Source organism: Marinobacter suaedae (assembly GCF_030519635.1).
Lineage (GTDB): Bacteria > Pseudomonadota > Gammaproteobacteria > Pseudomonadales > Oleiphilaceae > Marinobacter > Marinobacter suaedae.
In genome coordinates this window covers 443943-461787 of sequence record NZ_JAUMIS010000002.1, presented here as the reverse complement: position 1 = coordinate 461787, position 17845 = coordinate 443943, and the positions used below count along the sequence as shown (strand labels likewise).

The following is a 17845-nucleotide window of genomic DNA, read 5'->3' as shown; positions in this document are numbered from 1 at the left end:
CCCCTAAGCCTTCTCTATGCGTACAGCACATTTTTTGAAGTCGGTTTGTTTTGACATGGGGTCGGTTGCGTCCAGGGTTACCTTGTTCACTAACCGGCTTGCGTCAAACCACGCCATAAACACCAGGCCAACGGGAGGTTTGTTTCGCCCCCGGGTTTCCACCCTGGTCTGCACCTCGCCTCGTCTTGAAACGATTTTGACGAGATCGCCCCGGCGAAGGTCCCGGCTCCTCGCGTCATCCGGATGCATGTAGACAACCGCATCGGGAATGGACTTGTAGAGCTCAGGAACCCGCTGGGTCATCGACCCCGAATGCCAGTGTTCCAGAACGCGCCCGGTCGACAACCACAGGTCGTATTCTTCATCGGGGGACTCGGCTGGTGGTTCATAGGGGAGGGCGAAAATGACCGCCCGGTTGTCCTCGTGGCCGTAAAACTGGAAGCCGGTGCCTTCCTCAACGTAGGGATCGCTGCCCTCCCGGAAACGCCACAAGGTCTCTGCGCCGTCCACGACCGGCCACCGCAATCCACGCACCTCGTGGTACCTGTCAAAGGGGGCCAGGTCATGGGCTTTTCCGCGACCAAACGCGGCGTATTCCTCAAATAGGCCTTTCTGGATGTAAAAGCCAAAATGACGGGCTTCCTGATTGAGGCGATCCTCCGGAATTTCATCGAGGGAGAACTGGTCCACCTGGCCGTTGGTAAACAGCACCTCATAAAGGGTTTTGTCCTTGTACTCGGGGGCTTTGTCGATGAGTTCCTGGGGCCACACTTCGCTGACCTTGAAGCGCTTCGAAAACTCGACCAGTTGCCACAAGTCGGAATAAGCACCTTCCGGCGCTGAAACCTGCTGGTACCAGAGCTGCGTCCGGCGTTCGGCGTTTCCGTAACCGCCTTCTTTCTCGACCCACATGGCCGCAGGCAGAATCAAATCGGCGGCCTGGGCCGTTACCGTGGGGTAGGCGTCCGAGACGACGATGAAGTTATCCGGATTGCGATAGCCCGGAAAGCCCTCCTCGTTCACGTTGGCGGCCGCCTGCATGTTGTTATTCACCTGAACCCAGTAAAAGTTGGTCTTGCCATCCTTTAGCATGCGGTTTTGTAGCACGGCGTGGTATCCCTGTTCGGGGTTGATGGTACCGTCAGGGAGTTTCCAGATTTTTTCCGCCTTCTTGCGATGGTCCGGGTTCATCACCACCATATCGGCGGGCAAACGGTGGGCAAAGGTGCCCACTTCACGGGCGGTTCCGCAGGCGGAGGGCTGGCCGGTCAGCGAAAATGGGCTGTTGCCCGGGGTGGCAATTTTCCCGGTCAGCAGATGGATGTTATAGACCAGATTGTTGGCCCATACTCCCCGGGTGTGCTGATTGAAGCCCATGGTCCAGAAGGACATGACTTTGGTGTCCGGATCGGCATATAGCTCCGCTAGCTGCTCGAGCTTTTCCTTTGAAACACCGGACAGTTCTGACACATAGTCGGCGGTGTACTCGCTGACAAAGTCTGCATACTCCTCAAACGTAATCGGGCTGGCCGCACCTGCGTCGTCCGCATGCTTGGCCTTTTTCTGAAGCGGGTGTTCGGGCCGCAAACCGTAGCCGATGTCGGTGTTGCCGAGCTTGAAGTTGGTGTGCTTGTCGACGAAGTCCTTGTTAACCCGATCATTCTCGATGATGTAATTGGCAATGTAATTGAGGATCGCGAGGTCGGTTTGGGGCGTGAAAACGATCCCGTTATCCGCAAGTTCAAAACTGCGATGTTCGAAGGTTGATAGCACCGCCACCTTGACATGGGGCGCGCTCAGGCGGCGGTCGGTAACCCGTGTCCAAAGGATCGGGTGCATCTCCGCCATATTGGAGCCCCAGAGCACAAACGCATCGGCATTTTCGATGTCGTCGTAACAGCCCATGGGCTCGTCGATACCAAAGGTGCGCATGAACCCGACAACCGCCGACGCCATACAGTGGCGGGCGTTCGGATCAATATTGTTGGATCGGAAGCCAGCCTTGTACAGCTTTGACGCCGCGTAGCCCTCCATGATGGTCCACTGGCCGGAACCAAACATCCCGACGCCATTCGGGCCGTGTTTCTCCAGGGCGGCCTTGGCCTTTTCCGCCATAAGGTCGAACGCCTCATCCCATTCAATGGGCGTGAAATCACCATCCTTGTCGTACTGGCCATCTTTCATGCGCAGCAGCGGCTGGGTCAGACGGTCTTCGCCGTACATAATCTTCGACAGGAAATAGCCTTTGACGCAGTTCAGGCCTCGGTTCACCGGTGACTTGATGTCGCCGTGGGTGGCAACGACTTTACCATCCAGCGTTGCGACGTTGACGCTGCACCCGGTACCGCAAAACCGGCAGGGCGCTTTGTCCCATTTCAGTTTGGTGATATCGGAACTGGTGATCAGGTTGGATGCGCCGGCAGGTAGTGCGACCCCCGCAGTGGCTGCCGCTACCGCTACAGCATTTGCTTTAATAAACTCACGACGGTTCATGTTCATGGTCGCGTCCTATTCTTCAATATATTGGTGATAAACCGGCGACAGGCTTAACATGCCGGGAATGAGCTTGAGCTGGTCGGCACGTTGACCAATCACGCCTTGCTGCTCAGCTTCAATGGTGAAAACGACCTTTCCCTGCTCGTTGGTGACGTGCACTTCTGCGCCGGGTGTCGCTCGAATAGAGTCCAATACGGCATCCTTCCGGCTTACATCAATCAGGCTGATAAAACTGGCCACATGGTATTCTTTGCTATTGGGCATAGTCGGGCTCCAACAACGGGATCAGTTCAAGGGATTGACTGGGGCAGGTGCCAACACACGCCCCGCACTGGGTGCAGAGTGACTGCCGGATGCGGGGTGTGGGAATGGCACTGTCGTAGCGGAATTCGATGGCCTGGGCATCGCAAACATCCTTGCAGCTCTGGCAGTAGATACTGTTTTTGGCCAGACAGTTGTCCTTGATGTGCAGGGCGGCCAACCAGGCCGGCTCGTCCGCGGCCCGAAACAGGGGCTCGGCGCAGGCATCAACGCATCTGTGGCAGAACGTACACTCGCCACCGCTGAAGTCCACGCGAATGCTGCCATCCTCACCCCGTACCAGAATGTCCTCCGGGCACGCCGACAGGCAGTCACCGCACTGAGTACACCCTTCCGCGAAAACGGCTTCACTGACGAGCCAGGGCAACCGGAGTGGCGGAGCCACTTGCAGGGGTTTGCCCAACAGGAGGTTGCGTCTTGACCTGTCCACGACAGGTTTTGCTCCTGCCATCGATTAACTGACTCCGGGAGGGCCAAAGATCAGCTGACTGAACCAGATGATGAAGCCATAGGTGCCGACAATCGCCACCGTCAGGATGGGCGCGAGAAACACCGCCAGGAAAATGAAGGTGTTGCGCTCTGCTCGTTTCTCGCTTTGCGGGTCTGTTTGCTGGGTCATGGCGGGTCTCATCAGAATGGCGCGGCAGACACGACCCAAAGGAAAAAAGCGTTCATCGGCGCTGCGGTGGTCGTTGATGCGGGCGCGTTTGGCAGATTAGGGACTTCAAAGAGTGTAGTAGAACTCGCCGGCCGCGCCAGAAACGGCTGGGGCGGCGGATTTCAGAAACCCGGGGTAGGGCGAGGGTAGCGTGCTAACCCTCTGATAAGGCGAGAAGGTTTGATCAGTGGTCCGAGGAATCCTTGCTGGACATTTTTTTCGGCGAGTCTTTCCCGGCGGATATCTTTTTTTCACTTTTGTTCACGATGATCACATCGGCCAGGCTCCGCAGCGCACGGTTAGTGGTTCGCACCGTGTTGTAAAAGCTTTCGCTGGTTTCATCGTGGCTGCTCTTGGCCTGGCGGGCACTGACCTTGAAGTCTTCGTCTTTGGAGAACAGATCAATCAGCCCGAAGGTGGTGTTGGAAATGGCCTTGTGTACCTTTTCCACGGCCGTTGTCCCGCCAGTGACGGCGTCTTCGAGCAACCGGGTGCGATTGCGCAGTTCCAGCATATCAAGCCGGGCTTTCTGGATAGCGCTCTGGGCTGAAATCTGATGACTGTTTAACAGGCGTAGCTGTTTTTTGGTTCGTCGGATGCCAGAGAATACGTAGACCAGGCCGCAAAGCGCCAGGAGCTGGAGAGCGAGTGTGGCAATGGCATATGGGGGCATGAGTCTGCCTCCTACCGGTACTCAATGTGCATTTGAACCGGAATGTTTCGTTCCGACATTTCCTGCTCGAGTTCCTTCATCACTTCCTGATAGACCATTTTGCGCACCATGATGGGCAGCTTGTCGGCAAGAACGCGGGCGGATTTGGATTCACGTTTTGCCAGGCCGATCGGATCAATCACCCGCAGGGTCAGGACCAGCTCAGGCTCCTGCGTGGACCCGGTGAGGTCATTGTTCTTCAGCATGCGGGTAATCAATTGCTGCTGCATGATCAGTTGCCAGCACAGGAACGCGCTGAACAGAACGAGCAACAGGGTGAGAATGATGAGAAAGGTAGCCAATTAAAGCCTCCTTGGCAGCTTGGAGTAATCCCTGACAGTTTGCCGCATCAATTATGACAATCGATTGGCCTTGAAGACACTGATATCAGCGCAAGGGTGAAAGAAAGCCGGATGGGGTACCTGTTACGATGAATTGCACTCGTCGCCTTCAGCATGCAAAATCAATTAGTTAAATAACCCTAAGGATCGAGGGACCCGATCATGATCTGGCTCAAGGCTTTTATCGCCGGTTTTCTGTCGACGCTGATATTCCATCAGGGACTGTTTGCACTGCTGCATCTGGCAGGTATGACGCCCGTTCCACCCTACAATCTCGCGCCGGTGCCTCCACTGGGCGTTCCCTCTGTGATTTCCCTCAGTTTCTTTGGCGGATTGTGGGGCATCGTCATCTGGTTTCTGGCCGGGCGACTGGCTTCAGCCAGTTACTGGATCGGCCACATCGTGATCGGGGCACTGGGGCCAACGGCCGTGGCGATGCTGGTGGTGTTCCCGATGAAGGGGCTGGATGTCACCTCGACCACTTGGGTCGGTGGGCTTTTGCTCAACGGATTCTGGGGCCTTGGTGTGGCCATTTTCATGAAAATGACGGGCGGCGGGCAATCGCTGCAGAGTTCTGACTAAATTCCATTCGCGCGAAAAACAAAGGACAGACAATGACAACTTCAAAGAACGCGACTTATGACCTCGTAGTCTTTGGTGCGACCAGTTTCGTCGGCCAGATTCTCACTAAATACCTGCTGGACAACTACGGCGAAGGAAAGGATGTCAAATGGGCTCTGGCGGGGCGCTCGGAAAGCAAGCTCAAGAGCCTGAAATCGGACCTGGGCAAGGACGGCGAGAACCTGCCGGTCATCGTTGCTGACGCTTCGGATGAGGCGGCTCTTCGTAACCTGTGCGAGCAGACCCGCGTGGTGATCTCCACTGTTGGCCCCTATGCGCTCTATGGCGAGCCACTGGTAAAAGCCTGTGTTGAAACCGGCACCGATTACTGTGACCTGACCGGTGAGGTTCAGTGGATTCGCCGCATGATCCAGACCTACGAGGAGCAGGCCAAAGCCTCGGGCGCACGCATTGTCCACTGCTGCGGGTTTGACTCAATCCCGTCCGATATGGGCGTATGGTTCCTGCAGAGCAAGGCGGAAGAAACCTTCGGCGTGCCCTGCCAGGATGTTCGCATGCGCGTGAAAGCCGCAAAAGGCGGTATGTCCGGTGGGACCGTCGCTTCCATGATGAACATCGCCCGGGAAGCCGCAGCGGACCCCAAACTGCGCAAGGAGCTGGCCAACCCGTTCTCCCTGTGCCCGCCCGAACACCGCTCGGAAACTCGGCAGCCGAGTCTGAAGGGCGCCGAGTTCGACAAGACCTTCAACGCCTGGCTGGCCCCGTTTGTTATGGGCGCCATCAACACCCGAATCGTGCATCGCTCCAACGCCCTGCAGTCGGCGCGGTATGGCAAGGAGTTTACCTACGATGAGGCGATGATCACGGGTAAAGGCAATAAGGGCCGGTTCACTGCCTATGGCATGACCGCAGCCCTTGCGAGTTTCTTTACCGCCTCGGCCTTCAAGCCAACCAGCTGGCTGGTGAACAAGTTTGTACCCCAGCCGGGGGAAGGGCCCAGCCCGGAAGAGCAGGAAAACGGGTTTTACGACCTGCGTTTCGTGGGGCGGACGCCCGATGGCAAAACCATGATCACCAAAGTGACTGGCGACCGGGACCCGGGTTACGGCTCCACCGGTAAAATGCTGGGAGAGGCCGGCATGTGCCTGGCGTTCGACATACCCAAGGAAAAGGAAGGCGGTTTCTGGACCCCATCCACCTTGCTCGATGGCGACCTGCTGGAACGACTGACCAGTAAAGCCGGTCTTACCTTCGAGGTTGTCGAAACCCGGTAAGGTCAACACGCCCGAAATGGAGGAGGTCCAGTGAGCTTTTACGAAGAACGCATTCTACCGCATGTGATTAACTGGGCCTGCTCCGAAGGGCATGTGATGAAACTTCGCAGCCAGGTTGTCCCCCATGCCAAAGGCACGGTGCTTGAGGTTGGCATGGGATCTGCCATTAATCTGGAGTTTTATGATCCCGAAACGGTTGATCTGGTGTACGGGCTGGAGCCATCAGAAGGCATGCGGCGCAAGGCGCAGGGCAATCTTGAGCGGTCACCGGTACCCGTGGAGTGGTTGGGGTTGCCCGGGGAACAGATCCCCCTGGCCGATAACAGCGTGGATACGGTATTGCTGACCTTCACGCTGTGCACCATCCCGGACTGGTCGGCGGCGCTCCAGCAAATGAAGCGCGTGCTGAAGCCAGAGGGGGAATTGCTTTTTCTGGAGCACGGCGAATCGGCGGATGCCAGCGTCTGCAAATGGCAGCACCGAATCACGCCAACCTGGAAGAAGTTCGCCGGCGGCTGCCATCTGGATAGGCCCATCGCGGAACTGATCAAGGGGAGTGGCTTCCGGATTCAGGAGATGGAAAACCTCTACCTCCCGAAAACGCCGAAAATTGCCGGTTATATCTACAAAGGGCGGGCCGTCATAGCCTGAAACGACCTTATCCGGCCGGCAGACCCAGACCGAATTGCGTTACCGAACCAGCGCTTATACAATGCCTCCCTTCCGATGCCCGGATGGTGAAATTGGTAGACACAAGAGACTTAAAATCTCTCGACCTCACGGTCGTGCCGGTTCGATTCCGGCTCCGGGCACCATATAAATCAATTAGTTAAGATTTTCTTCGAGCGTCTCGCGCCTTTGGTTTTTTTTGTGTAGACGCAATGTAGACACTGTGCCCCCGTCTTTTTGCCGACAATCGAATTGCCCTTGCCCTTGCCCTTGCCCTTGCCCTTGCCCTTGCCCTTGAGGTTGTGGCCTGATGTGAAGGTATTGGGCGTCTTTTGCTTACAACTTTCAGATGATACTTGGAACGGAAGCTTCCAGTTAGGTAAATTTATGTTTTATAAGTTTTTTTCGTTGTAGTCAGTACGGAGAGTAGGGATCTTGAGGAGTGAGCGGCCAATTCACAAATTCTCAGATGTCTGCAGCGCGCTACGTAACCTGGGGAGCTGAGGATGTCCTTGCCCGTGGATGTGTTCCATTCTTGTGTGAATTTGAAGCAGTTACCGATTTCAACGTCTTGTTAATCGAAGGCAACCATGCTGAAAAACTGTTTAAGGTCTATGGACGTGCATGGAACCATGAAGAGCTAGCGCGAGATACTGCAGCAAATGGACGACTCCGTCACAGGACTCGCTATAGGAGGGCTTCACGATTGCCTTTTGACCAACTTTCAAAATGTACTAAAACTCAGTGAGTCGATAAATGACTTTGAGTTCATTCGTCAGATCAAAATGCCTAACAAGGTTCTAGCCGAGCGTTAGACCCACATAGAGAGATCGAGCCAAATAATGGATTACGGCGCAATAACAATAGATACCTCAATTTTCGACGAGAAAGGATTGGCACTCGAGTCTGGTATTCTCAAGACCCTTGAGCAATTCAAGGGACGTCCATTGCACCTAGTTCTATCAGAGATGGTTGTGCGAGAAGTTCACGGCCACCTCAAAAAGAAGGCAGGTGACGCACGTGAGCAGGTTCTTAAAGCCCTTCGCGATAGCAAAAAGCATCTTTCCGCTTCTGAAGGTGAGGTGGAGTTAGCGAAGGAGGCCCTTGTTCCGGACGTAGAGGATGGGGAGGTGGCCAAACGCAGGTTGGCGGCATTTGTGGCGTCCACCGGGGCAGAGATTATTCCCGCAGTGGGTCAAGTCGACTTAGACCAGATCATTAAAAGATATTTCGAGTCGGCGCCACCATTCGCTGCTACTGGGAACAAAAAGAATGAGTTCCCGGATGCAATTGCACTGCTTTCCCTTGAGTCTTGGGGGAAAAAAAACGGGTGCAAGATTTTAGCTGTAGCTAAGGACAATGACTGGAAACGGTTTGCTGACGACTCTGAATATATCGAAGTAATTGAAGATCTCGCAGAAGCTATATCGAAATTTCAGCCCCCATCGGATGCCATTCAGTTCTGTTCACGGATCTCTACTACTCTTCCCCAAGGGCGCCCCGAGGAGCTGTATGATCTGCTGAGTGGCTACTTGGAAGGGGCGGTTGAGAACCTCGTACTGTACCCTGAAGCGACATCGCAGTTTTACTATGATCCGGAATATGTGGATGTTTCGCTGGTTGATTTCGACTTCGTCTTGGACAAAGCAGGGAATGCTCTGTTGCAGCCGGTCCAAGGTCGGGGTGAGCTACTGGTTGTAGAGGCAAAAATTAACGTCATAGCCGAGGCTGCGGCTTCTTTATCGCTGTCTGTTCGAGATTCTATCGATAAGGACTATGTCATTATTGGTCATGCCTCTGCCTCTGAGACGATTGAGTTCGAATCAGAAGTTTTGTTGACCTTCGAGGGTGACTTTTCTCAGGGAGAAGAAGGAGTGGAGCTGACTGGATTTGAGCTCCTCTCGTACCCAACAGAAGTTGATTTTGGCGAAATCGAGCCTGACTGGTGGAGTGAAGACCAGACAGTATAGTAAAGCCTTACGTCTGTTTGTATTTTGATCGCAGGCCCATTTCAGGGCCTCGGTAACGGCTGGCGCGAATACTGTAGAAAAACAGGGAGGCTTATTTCGAGCTGAAAATGATCAAAGCACTGGAAAATGATGCCTTTTTGAAAGCCGAAGGACATATCAACGAGGGAATTCGGGGCTTTTGCAGGACAACGGGCAACAAAAACCCATCGGTTCTTTGGGTGCACCCTAATTTGATCGGTCAAATTGAAAGATGATTTAAATGGAAAGTCAAATTGTACTCGTCGAAGCACTCATTGAAGAAGGTGAAAATTTTGATTTCCAGAATTTTTGCTTCCCGCACTCATCACATCCGGGCGAATTTGCAGGCGCAGATACGCCGGAATGGAAGACCTTCAAAATAAGAGCCCTCAATCTGGTTTCCAAGCATTTGTCGCAAAACTCGCCGGCCGTAGCGCTAGCCCACAAGGGGGCGGGAATCCGAACACAGAACAATGGGCGGGATAAATTCGAAATTGTGAAAAGCAATTTCATTAAAGCACTTCAAATGTTGGTTGAGACCCTTAAGAACGATACATTTGGTGAGCTAAAAACACACAATAGCTTTTCGAATTCGCCAGCCCTCTCCAATAAGGTTTTCGTGGTTCACGGTCATGACCAGGGTCTAAAAACGGATGTTGAGCGATTCCTTCGCGAAGTTGGATTAATTCCTGTAGTTCTTCATAGAGAAGCCGACGAAGGCGCCACAATCATAGAAAAGTTCGAGAAACATAGTGACGTCGGCTTCGCGTTCATTTTGTTAACTCCGGATGAAGTGAGCTACACGGTTGATCAAATCGGGGTTGATGAGTCCCAAAGAATGACTGAGTTTCGAGCACGCCCAAACGTGATTTTCGAGTTCGGATACTTCGTGGCTATGCTTGGGCGAAATCGGGTTTGTTGCCTGCACAAGGGGGAGGTGGTCGTCCCTAGCGATCTGAGCGGACTCATTTACAAAAAGGTTGGCGATTCTATCGATACGCAAGCCTACTCAATTATAAAAGAACTCAAGGCGGCTGGTTTCGAGATTCATATGTAATATCAAATTTGCTGCCATCTTCGGCTAGGGTCGCTTAGAGGGATTTATTCTTGAACCATAATATGCAGGCACACCTGCTGACCTTTTTCACTTCGCCACCCAAAGACCTGTGATTTCTATTTGCGCGAATCGTGCTCTGATCATTGAGAGTCCCGATAGCACTTAAAATTTGAAAGGAGCTGTATGAAGTTATCGAAGTATTCATTCCTATTCTTGATTGCCATCACTCATTCCGCTTTCGGATACGAAAAAGGCTGGGACTATCAAAACTTTTATGAAGAAGTGGATTGGTGAAAACAATCCATAATTTATCCAAATGCCCAAGATTATATAGGAGCCGGTGTTAAAGCTGGAAAATCGGAGTCGGAACTTCGGTCAGAGGCAATTTCGATGGTACCGGTTTTCGAAAGCATCTCTAGCGGGATTTTTTATTGCACAATTAATGAGCTCGTGAAGGATATTTCACACAACAAATACGAACTCAGTGAGGTTGTTCAGCAATAAATGGGTATCCCGCGCTGCAAAGCGGCCCTCCAAGAAGCAATGCAAAAAGTAAAAGAAAACCGCGGTAGCGGTAGGCTTGACTGATGTTGATTAGTCAGCGGACCGACTATTGCTGGCTTGCTTGTTTTATGGTTCAAGATCTAAAAAATTGCTCGAATAGGATTCATTTTATGTCCTTGTGGCGAAGCTATTTGCTTTTTTTTCTGTAATGCTCACATCGCCAGTTACTCTGGCTTCCGAATGTTTATCTACGGATTTTCAAAGCTGAAAAAGCTGTGAGGACCTGGATAAAGCCATAGATTACCGTCGACCAGACGCCGGAGATTATTATCGTGGGCACAGTGGAATGGGCTATATGCTGCATACGTTAACAACTGCCCACTGATTGCGGGAAGGCTTATACATGAGGGAGCTAATCCGGCTAGCGGTGCCCCCTGGGGTTCGATGATTCTTGCGGTGGCAGATGATTGGCCTCACAACGACGAAAAAATCAACGCTGTGTTTGCAGCAATTCTTTTGGCAAGTGGTATTGATGAGAAAGACAGGGTAGGCCCTCCTCAGAACTACTCAACCAAGAAGACTGTGAAGGAGAATTCTTGGATCGAAGTTGAATACGAGTCAATACTCCAGCTTTTCGACCGCTAGAAGCTAAAGAGCAATCAGATATCTGCGATGCCAAGGCACTTCGCGTCTTGGCAGATCCCTGTGCTGCGTGGATGGCAAAAGAGCTATATTCCATAGGGTCTTCGCGTACAGTTATTGACAGAACTCCAAGGAGGCGCGTTCGCGCCTCTTACTGCAACCTCGCACGAATCGGAACACTGAAGATCATCGCCCGTTGGTCGGGTTCGGCTGATCGTCCAGTCGTAAATCCTGGTAATGATTTGACCTGCAGAGCCAACTAAACCTTTCAGCTTCTCAACAGTTTCGTGGTATTTGGAAGGAGTAGGTTTGGGCACCATAAGAGCCCGAAGTGGCCGATCTTTTAGGTGGGTACAAGTTCCGCCCATAAGCTCGACGTAGCGTTTCCAATCCCCGTTATCTGCCGCAATCTCGAGCTCCTGAAGTAGGCCTTCACGGTTCCCCTCAATGTTCTTAAGGCGCCTGAGCTCCCTATAAACCGTTACGCCGGGGTCGCCCGTGAATTGAAATTGGCGGATACCCCAAATACTTGCCCAGGCCCTAATGCGAGCGGCTGACTCAACTGCATCATTGCCGTACGAGTCCTCGCCGACTTCATGCCCGTCGATGCACTTGGATACATACTTGGCGACATAGCCAGTGGCCCTACCTTTCTCCGGGTCAATCTCTTCAATGACAAATCGGTTTTCCGCTGCACCGCTTTCGTCACCATCTTCTTCGAGGGCATGCGCGTGAAATATCCGGTTAGCTTCCGGAAGGAATTCTCGATCCAAAAACAAAAGGAGATGCCAATGCGGAGTACCATCGTGGTGAGGCTCGACAGTTCGGATTCCGTATATCTCGATTCCTTTTCGTTTGAACGCAGCACGTACGCGGCCCCAAACTTTATTGAGGTATTTTTGGGCGTCGAGAGGTGAGGCGCCATCGAACTTGCCGTTCATGTGCCCGTTTTGGTGGGTGGCGTGATACTTCGACGGACAGGTCAGGGTATAAAACACCCCAACGTGCCCATTTTCATTCGCATAGTCTTCCAGCCCTCCAATCCTCATCATCGTCTCGTTGCGACGATTTCTAGGGTTGCTGACGGACCTTTCCTTTAAGGAGGCCAGGGTTGCGGTGTAGCCGAATTGGTTTTCTGCTGTGAGTAGCTCTAAGAGTTCGGCATTGCTGGCTTGGGCGGCAAGGTAACGTCGGAAGTTGTATTCGCTCACATAGAGGTTCTTGGCTTTGGAAACCAGCCCGAGCTCCCGGTACACACTCTCGGAATTTTGGTAGGCCTTGTTCCTCAGCTTTCGGCGCCACCAGGCGGGATCAAAGACTCGCGCCATGCCTGGGATGACTTTCTCCTTGTCGGTGAGATCTTTCTGATCCACTGGAAATGGCATTCCTGCTTTGTTGGTTTCCCGGATCAAGAGATGGAGCGCTTCTTTTCCATCAACAGCGACCGCGTGCCCGGTGAATTCGCGCTCAAGACGCTGGGAAACGTTTTCTGAAAATGAACGAAAAAGCTCAAAAGGGGAGTCGGCTTTTAGTCCGCCGAAATCGTCATGCAGATTCAGGCGATTCAGCACATCTTCAAGCCACATGTCCGCCTGATGGTAGGTCGAACTGTCTGCGATCCGAAGATAACGATTAAAGGCCCGTTTTTTGAGATAGGGATGTTTTTCTTCGACGGTCCGCAACATTTTTCGGGACCGAACATCACCGAGTGCATAGGGACGACCTTCTCCCTTTAACCAATTAAAGGGACCGAGTGGAAGTGATGCGCTCATCGTCTTCCCTCGAACAGGGCAAACCAAATATCGCCGATGATCGATAGAGCAAAGCGCGCGCGATCCAAAACCGAAGAGGAAGGGCTGGTGTACCCCGACCTATAAGGTCTGTACCCGGCACAAACCCCGTGATTACCGGGGTACAGTCGGGGCATTCGAACCTTTAGGGGTTGGTTCGACTTGGTTAACGAAGTGGACCGGCCCCCGTATTGGGGTGCGGCTTCCATTAACGAATTCCGAACGGTTCGGAAATCGTTAACGGAGTTCGGTCTGCTCGGCCCGGCTTTGGGTCCGTTAACAGTCCTTGTGACAGTTAACCTAACGGCCTTCGGGTGCATCACGCGACCTGAGAGGTTGAAGTACGAATCTGCTTCTCGATGTAATCGGTTAAGTCGTTTAGACGATACCGAACGGAACGACTCCCGATTTTGATAAAGGGAATGCGGGCACCGGCCCAGCGGTCCCGTTCCAGAAATGCTTTGCTGACCCCCAGATAGTCTGCGGCTTCTTTGGTTGTTAAGAGTTGTTTGGTCATGGTTATGCTCCGTTGCTTCTCGATAGGAGCAGGTTCTGGGTTTATGGCTCCGTTTAGAAGTCGTTTGGGGGCTAGGAATATATTTCTGGGGGGTAGGAATAAGCGCTTGGCTGACTCGAAGGCTCGGAGCGTAAGAGGAGGGTGGCTTGATTGAGCATTCGCAACTGAAATATAAACGAATGCAAAACCTGTCAGATTTCGTTGCTTACGGGCACACAAAACCGGATAGTTGTTTTGCTAAATATTAGTTTGAAAAAAAACGCTAAGGATTTGTAATGAATAGGATATTTTTGGTTGCGTTCGTGAGCTTTTTTCTTGTTGGCTGTGCACAGACTCCGGAATACCGGCTCGGTCAATTTACCGCAGCTTCCAGCTATAACGTGCGCAATCTCGAGTATGACTCGGGCACTGCCGTTCGGGTAGTGGGAGAGGACTGCCACAAGGTTGGAGCCATGCCCAACAATTCGAGGCTTCAGCGAGCCATGGACGATGCGATCAAAAATGGTCAGGACGATGGCGTAAAGGGTGACTTGCTTGTGAACGTTCGGATAGATCAAGTTCAAAAGAACAAACCCGGATTCCTTGGTTTACCTTCCCCCCATAACTGCATCGAGGTAGAGGGTGAGCTGGTTACACTCCGCCAATAAGCCGGTTACCACTGAGGATTAACAATGAAAAAGCCTTTCTTTTTGCTACTGGCGCTCCTGTTTCCGGCTGCCACGTCGGCCGCGATTTACAAGTGTGAGGTTGGTGGCAAGGTGTCCTTTACAGATGAACCTTGCGGTGATGCGGCCGAGCGCGTCCAGGTTGACGCTCCCCCGAAATCAGGGATGCGGCTGGATACGGGGACCGATATTGAAACCTATCAGCCGTCCAAGTTACGTAAAAAGGAATCGAAGCCTACGTCGTGTGCTTACATCAACTCGACAGAGCTCAAGACGTTGATTATTAAGGAGAGATTGAAAACAGGTATGAAGCCTGAGCACGTCAGGAAGTCATGGGGCGCGCCCACGTCCATTAATACCTCTTCAGGAAGTGTTCAGTGGGCCTATCATTGGCCGACCGGGAACTCCAACTACGTTTATTTCAAAGACGGGTGTGTGTCTAACTTCAGCTCGTACGTTCGAAATTACTGATCACACCACCCATAGCCGCCATGTTTGGCTTGAGATAGCCGGGGCTCATTGCCGCGGCTATTTTGCCGTTTTCCTGTGTCGACCGATCCAAATGCTGATCCGCTGAATGGGATCGTCGGTTCTCAAGACACCCTCGACCTCGTCGCGGAACTCCTCGTAGAGTCGACTGGCTGCATGACGGTTGGTCAGGTGCTGGTATCTCTCGTCATAAACGTCCATCAAGCGCCGATTCAGTCGGGCGAACCTGGTGTTCTTGGCTTTTGCGCCCCGCTTCCCATCGTTCCTGGTGCGCAGTTGGGCGAATCGAATCCCGTCAATGAAGGCGACGAGGTCGCGAGCCTCCGATAGCAAGCTATCGCGCGCACGAATGGCGTTATGGTAGAGGGAAAGTTGTAAATCCTCGGGATAGCCCTCGACTACAAAGGAGGTCTCACCCTTCTCGTAAGGCGTTAACCGTTCGTGGGTCTCCATGGCCTCGTAACATTTGGCCATCGCCAAAGCCGCGAAATAGTCTTCCGGTGCTGCGTTGGGAAACTCTTCCTGATCATCGAGGTCGTAGTCCTCGAACAGCGTCAGTAGTTGCCGGGGTTCGGTTTGAAAGACGGTTTCTTTTCCTTGTTTGATTTGCTTCCAAGATTCCGTTTTGTGACGCTCCTGAGCCTCGCCCATGAGCCAGTTTAAAAATTCTACCGCGTATTGGAGCTCTTCCGTGGATCGCCCGGCAAGTTGCTCCTGGCAGCTCCAGATAATGAAGCCGAAAGAGAGGGTCAGTTCTTTATGCTGGGCCTTGAGCGGTTCCTCCAGACTGAGCCCGTAATGCTCGAACGGGTCGCGCCGCACAAATAACTCAGGATCAAGCAACGACATTCTCGGGCTCCTTGGCAAACTGGGTTGTAAAAAAGTCGGTGATTTTCTGCATGGGCAGCCGCAAGCGCTCAACGTCAAAGATGATGTAGCCCCCGGTCACATCGTTCGGGTCTTTGTGATTCATCAGGCGCTTGAGCGCGTAGGCGGGGATATCCAGTCGTTCAGCCACGGTAATGAACGTTCGCCGGAGATCGTGAAGGGTAAATTCGACGCCCGATAGTTTGGTCACGCGCTGGATGGCCGTTCGCGGTTCGGACAGGTGGCCCCGCTCGGCGTCGCTCGGAAACACATACGGGCTGGACTGTTCTGCAAAACGCCGAGAGAGTAGGGCTTCAATGGCATCACTGAACGGCAGCCGGTGAACTTCGCCGTTCTTGGTTTCCGTAATGGTCAGTGTTTTCTCCTGAAAGTCGATCCGATCCCAGGTGAGGGTAGCCGCTTCGGTGCGACGGAGCCCGGTGAGCAGCACCAGATGCAGGTAGTCCCGCGTGGTCTGATTGTTCAGCTGCATGGTGGCGTCATACCAGGCCTTCAATTCATGGTCCTTGATCCGGTTCTGGCGTTTTTTGACTTTGTACCAGGCGCGCTGATGACTGAGGACATTGACCGGGTTAGCGACGAGGAAAGGTTTTCCGGATGCGTCCTGATAGCGCTCGAGGGCGTGGTTGAATACTGCCCGGAGTATTCGCATCCCGTTGTCGGCGCGGGCATGGCTCCGTTGCCCGTACTCGGCATGGCGATTGAGGACCATATCGCGGGAAATGTCTTTTAGCGGCTTGGTCTGCCAGTCCTTGAACATCTCCCGCATGGAGCGGTGATAGTCATTGAGGGTGTTCGGCTTCAGGTTCTTCCGGGTGGCCAGATAATCCTCGAAGGCGTCCTTGAGCGTGACGCGCTGGGCGCGTTGTTCCTGAATTTCCCGAATCGGGTCCACGCCCGAGGCAACCTTACCCAAAAACTTCATCGCCTCTTTGCGCGCCTGTTCCACCGTCAGGTTTCCGTAACGGCCGAGCGTCTTTCGTTTAACCCGCCCATCCACGCGCTTCTCAACGATGAAGGACTTGGCGCCGCCACTGGTGACGCGCAGGCCAAACCCGGCGATGGCCGAATCCCGGTAAAACGTCTGGGCGGCCGATCCGTCCGGCTTGGCCTTTGGGATCTCGACCTTATCGACAAAGCTCTTGGTGATTCGCATGTCCGGCCTCTCAGTAATCCGCTTTGTCCGGGAACACCTTGCGGACACCGCCGCGCGGATTGTCCTGGTCGCCGTCCCGGCGGGGAATCAGATGGATGTGCGCGTGAAAGACCGACTGTCCGGCACTGGCACCGGCATTGGTGCCCATGTTGAAGCCGGTAATCGAGGGATCTTCTTCCATTAGAACAGCGCGGCGTTCGTGGAGCAGGGCGTTGATCGCGTTGAGTTCCGCCGGGTTCAGGTCGAAATAGGTTTCGACGTGGCGTTTCGGGATGGCGAGGCAGTGACCGGGCGAGACCGGGAAGTTGTCTTTGAGCAGGAGGGCGAGTTCATTCTCCAGAAGAACCTCAATTTGATTCTCGGCTGGATGGCAGAAAAGACAATCGGCCTCCCGTTTCTCGTATTGTGCTGGCCAGTTACGATAATCCGTGTCGTCCCGGTCCCGCTTCATGGCATTGCAGGAGTAGCAAAGCGCCTGAAGGTTATTCAGATCGTTGGTGCCGCCGTGATTCACAGGAATAATGTGGTCGACTTCTAGTGCCTTCTCGGAAGCGGGAATACCACAAAGCTGGCAGCGGTACTCCGCGCCTACGAGAACTTGATGCCGAATGCTGCCGGAAACCTCTTCGCGCGAATGGTTCCGATGAGCAAAGATGGCTTCTTTTCCGCGCTTTTCGATGTATTCGGCGAGCTGAATTTCGCACTGTAATTGCAGCCGTTTCCGTTCGGAAGGAGAGAGTTCGTCATAGCCTTTAAGGAAAAAACGGCTGGAGCCGCGAGGACCTGTTTCTATGACTCCGTGTTTTGAGAGCACGCTTTTAGGCTTGCCCATGACGATGCCTCGGTAATATCGGAGCTGGGAATCGTCGTGCAAAAGGATGGCTTCCGCGAGGTCTTCGGCGGAGGCTTCGCCCTGGTGCTCGAGCAGGTAAGCCAAAATTACCGGCTGGTAGATGTGTGACATCGACATGTCCTTGTCGATGAACTTCTGAAGGCGGGTGTACGTCGTTTCGGACCGATCCACGGAAGTCTCCCTGTGAGTCTCTTGTGTCCCCATGTAGACACTATGTAGACAAAATCGGTCAAATTCTAGCGG

18 protein-coding genes and 1 tRNA gene are annotated in these 17845 nt (G+C 53.3%); 8 read left to right on the top strand and 11 right to left on the bottom strand.

Annotation, left to right across the window (positions count from 1 at the left end; translation table 11 throughout):
- Positions 1-3 precede the first annotated feature (3 nt).
- From napA to QVZ43_RS10985, 6 genes are all read right to left on the bottom strand, one after another.
- Positions 4-2499: a periplasmic nitrate reductase subunit alpha gene (gene napA / locus QVZ43_RS11010; RefSeq protein WP_302909976.1), complete on the bottom strand. Its 2496-nt coding sequence runs from the start codon at positions 2497-2499 to the stop codon at positions 4-6.
- Positions 2500-2508: 9 nt separating this feature from the next.
- Positions 2509-2760, bottom strand: coding sequence for a chaperone NapD (locus tag QVZ43_RS11005; protein ID WP_302909975.1), 252 nt, complete (start codon positions 2758-2760; stop codon positions 2509-2511).
- A complete protein-coding gene (gene napF / locus QVZ43_RS11000; RefSeq protein WP_302909974.1) occupies positions 2750-3247 on the bottom strand; it encodes a ferredoxin-type protein NapF in 498 nt (165 codons plus the stop codon). The genes QVZ43_RS11005 and napF overlap by 11 nt, the downstream gene beginning before the upstream one ends.
- 24 nt (positions 3248-3271) lie before the next feature.
- A complete protein-coding gene (napE, locus tag QVZ43_RS10995) occupies positions 3272-3436 on the bottom strand; it encodes a periplasmic nitrate reductase, NapE protein (protein ID WP_223793519.1) in 165 nt (54 codons plus the stop codon).
- Between the two features lie 223 nt (positions 3437-3659).
- Complete coding sequence (locus QVZ43_RS10990) at positions 3660-4148, bottom strand: hypothetical protein (protein WP_302909973.1); 489 nt, start codon at positions 4146-4148, stop codon at positions 3660-3662.
- A gap of 11 nt (positions 4149-4159) precedes the next feature.
- Positions 4160-4489 (bottom strand): hypothetical protein, encoded by a 330-nt coding sequence (locus QVZ43_RS10985; RefSeq protein ID WP_302909972.1) that lies wholly within the window; start codon positions 4487-4489, stop codon positions 4160-4162.
- Positions 4490-4690: 201 nt separating this feature from the next.
- Here QVZ43_RS10985 and QVZ43_RS10980 point away from each other — a divergent pair, with 201 nt between their 5' ends.
- The 6 genes from QVZ43_RS10980 to QVZ43_RS10955 all read left to right on the top strand — a co-directional run bounded on the left by QVZ43_RS10980 (position 4691) and on the right by QVZ43_RS10955 (position 10098).
- On the top strand, positions 4691-5110 hold the full coding sequence (locus QVZ43_RS10980) for a hypothetical protein (RefSeq protein WP_223793522.1): 420 nt from the start codon (positions 4691-4693) through the stop codon (positions 5108-5110).
- A gap of 32 nt (positions 5111-5142) precedes the next feature.
- Positions 5143-6384 (top strand): saccharopine dehydrogenase family protein, encoded by a 1242-nt coding sequence (locus tag QVZ43_RS10975; RefSeq protein WP_302909971.1) that lies wholly within the window; start codon positions 5143-5145, stop codon positions 6382-6384.
- Positions 6385-6414: 30 nt separating this feature from the next.
- Complete coding sequence (locus QVZ43_RS10970; RefSeq protein WP_223793524.1) at positions 6415-7035, top strand: class I SAM-dependent methyltransferase; 621 nt, start codon at positions 6415-6417, stop codon at positions 7033-7035.
- A gap of 77 nt (positions 7036-7112) precedes the next feature.
- Positions 7113-7199, top strand: a tRNA-Leu gene (locus QVZ43_RS10965).
- Between the two features lie 696 nt (positions 7200-7895).
- Entirely contained in the window at positions 7896-9023 is a 1128-nt protein-coding gene (locus QVZ43_RS10960) for a PIN domain-containing protein (RefSeq protein ID WP_302909970.1), read from the top strand.
- A gap of 259 nt (positions 9024-9282) precedes the next feature.
- On the top strand, positions 9283-10098 hold the full coding sequence (locus tag QVZ43_RS10955) for a TIR domain-containing protein (RefSeq protein WP_302909969.1): 816 nt from the start codon (positions 9283-9285) through the stop codon (positions 10096-10098).
- 1232 nt (positions 10099-11330) lie between these two features.
- Here QVZ43_RS10955 and QVZ43_RS10950 read toward each other — a convergent pair.
- Positions 11331-13016 carry a replication endonuclease gene (locus QVZ43_RS10950; RefSeq protein WP_302909968.1) on the bottom strand — a complete coding sequence of 562 codons (1686 nt, stop codon included), beginning with the start codon at positions 13014-13016 and terminating at the stop codon, positions 11331-11333.
- A gap of 337 nt (positions 13017-13353) precedes the next feature.
- Positions 13354-13551, bottom strand: coding sequence for a helix-turn-helix transcriptional regulator (locus QVZ43_RS10945; RefSeq protein ID WP_302909967.1), 198 nt, complete (start codon positions 13549-13551; stop codon positions 13354-13356).
- Positions 13552-13826: 275 nt separating this feature from the next.
- Between QVZ43_RS10945 and QVZ43_RS10940 the strand changes: the two genes are divergently transcribed.
- Together QVZ43_RS10940 and QVZ43_RS10935 are read left to right on the top strand one after the other, a co-directional pair.
- Positions 13827-14198, top strand: a complete 372-nt coding sequence (locus QVZ43_RS10940) for a hypothetical protein (RefSeq protein ID WP_302909966.1) — start codon at positions 13827-13829, stop codon at positions 14196-14198.
- A 24-nt stretch (positions 14199-14222) separates the two neighbouring features.
- Positions 14223-14687 carry a DUF4124 domain-containing protein gene (locus tag QVZ43_RS10935; protein ID WP_302909965.1) on the top strand — a complete coding sequence of 155 codons (465 nt, stop codon included), beginning with the start codon at positions 14223-14225 and terminating at the stop codon, positions 14685-14687.
- A 57-nt stretch (positions 14688-14744) separates the two neighbouring features.
- Here the strand turns inward: QVZ43_RS10935 and QVZ43_RS10930 are convergent, their stop codons facing one another.
- From QVZ43_RS10930 to QVZ43_RS10920, 3 genes are read right to left on the bottom strand one after another with little or no spacing between them, the layout of a single operon-like run.
- The gene (locus QVZ43_RS10930) at positions 14745-15554 is read right to left on the bottom strand and encodes a carbohydrate kinase family protein (RefSeq protein ID WP_302909964.1); all 810 of its coding nucleotides are present in this window, start codon (positions 15552-15554) and stop codon (positions 14745-14747) included.
- The gene (locus QVZ43_RS10925; protein WP_302909963.1) at positions 15541-16749 is read right to left on the bottom strand and encodes a tyrosine-type recombinase/integrase; all 1209 of its coding nucleotides are present in this window, start codon (positions 16747-16749) and stop codon (positions 15541-15543) included. The genes QVZ43_RS10930 and QVZ43_RS10925 overlap by 14 nt, the downstream gene beginning before the upstream one ends.
- A 10-nt stretch (positions 16750-16759) precedes the next feature.
- A complete protein-coding gene (locus QVZ43_RS10920) occupies positions 16760-17773 on the bottom strand; it encodes an HIT domain-containing protein (protein ID WP_302909962.1) in 1014 nt (337 codons plus the stop codon).
- Between the last annotated feature and the right edge of the window lie 72 nt (positions 17774-17845).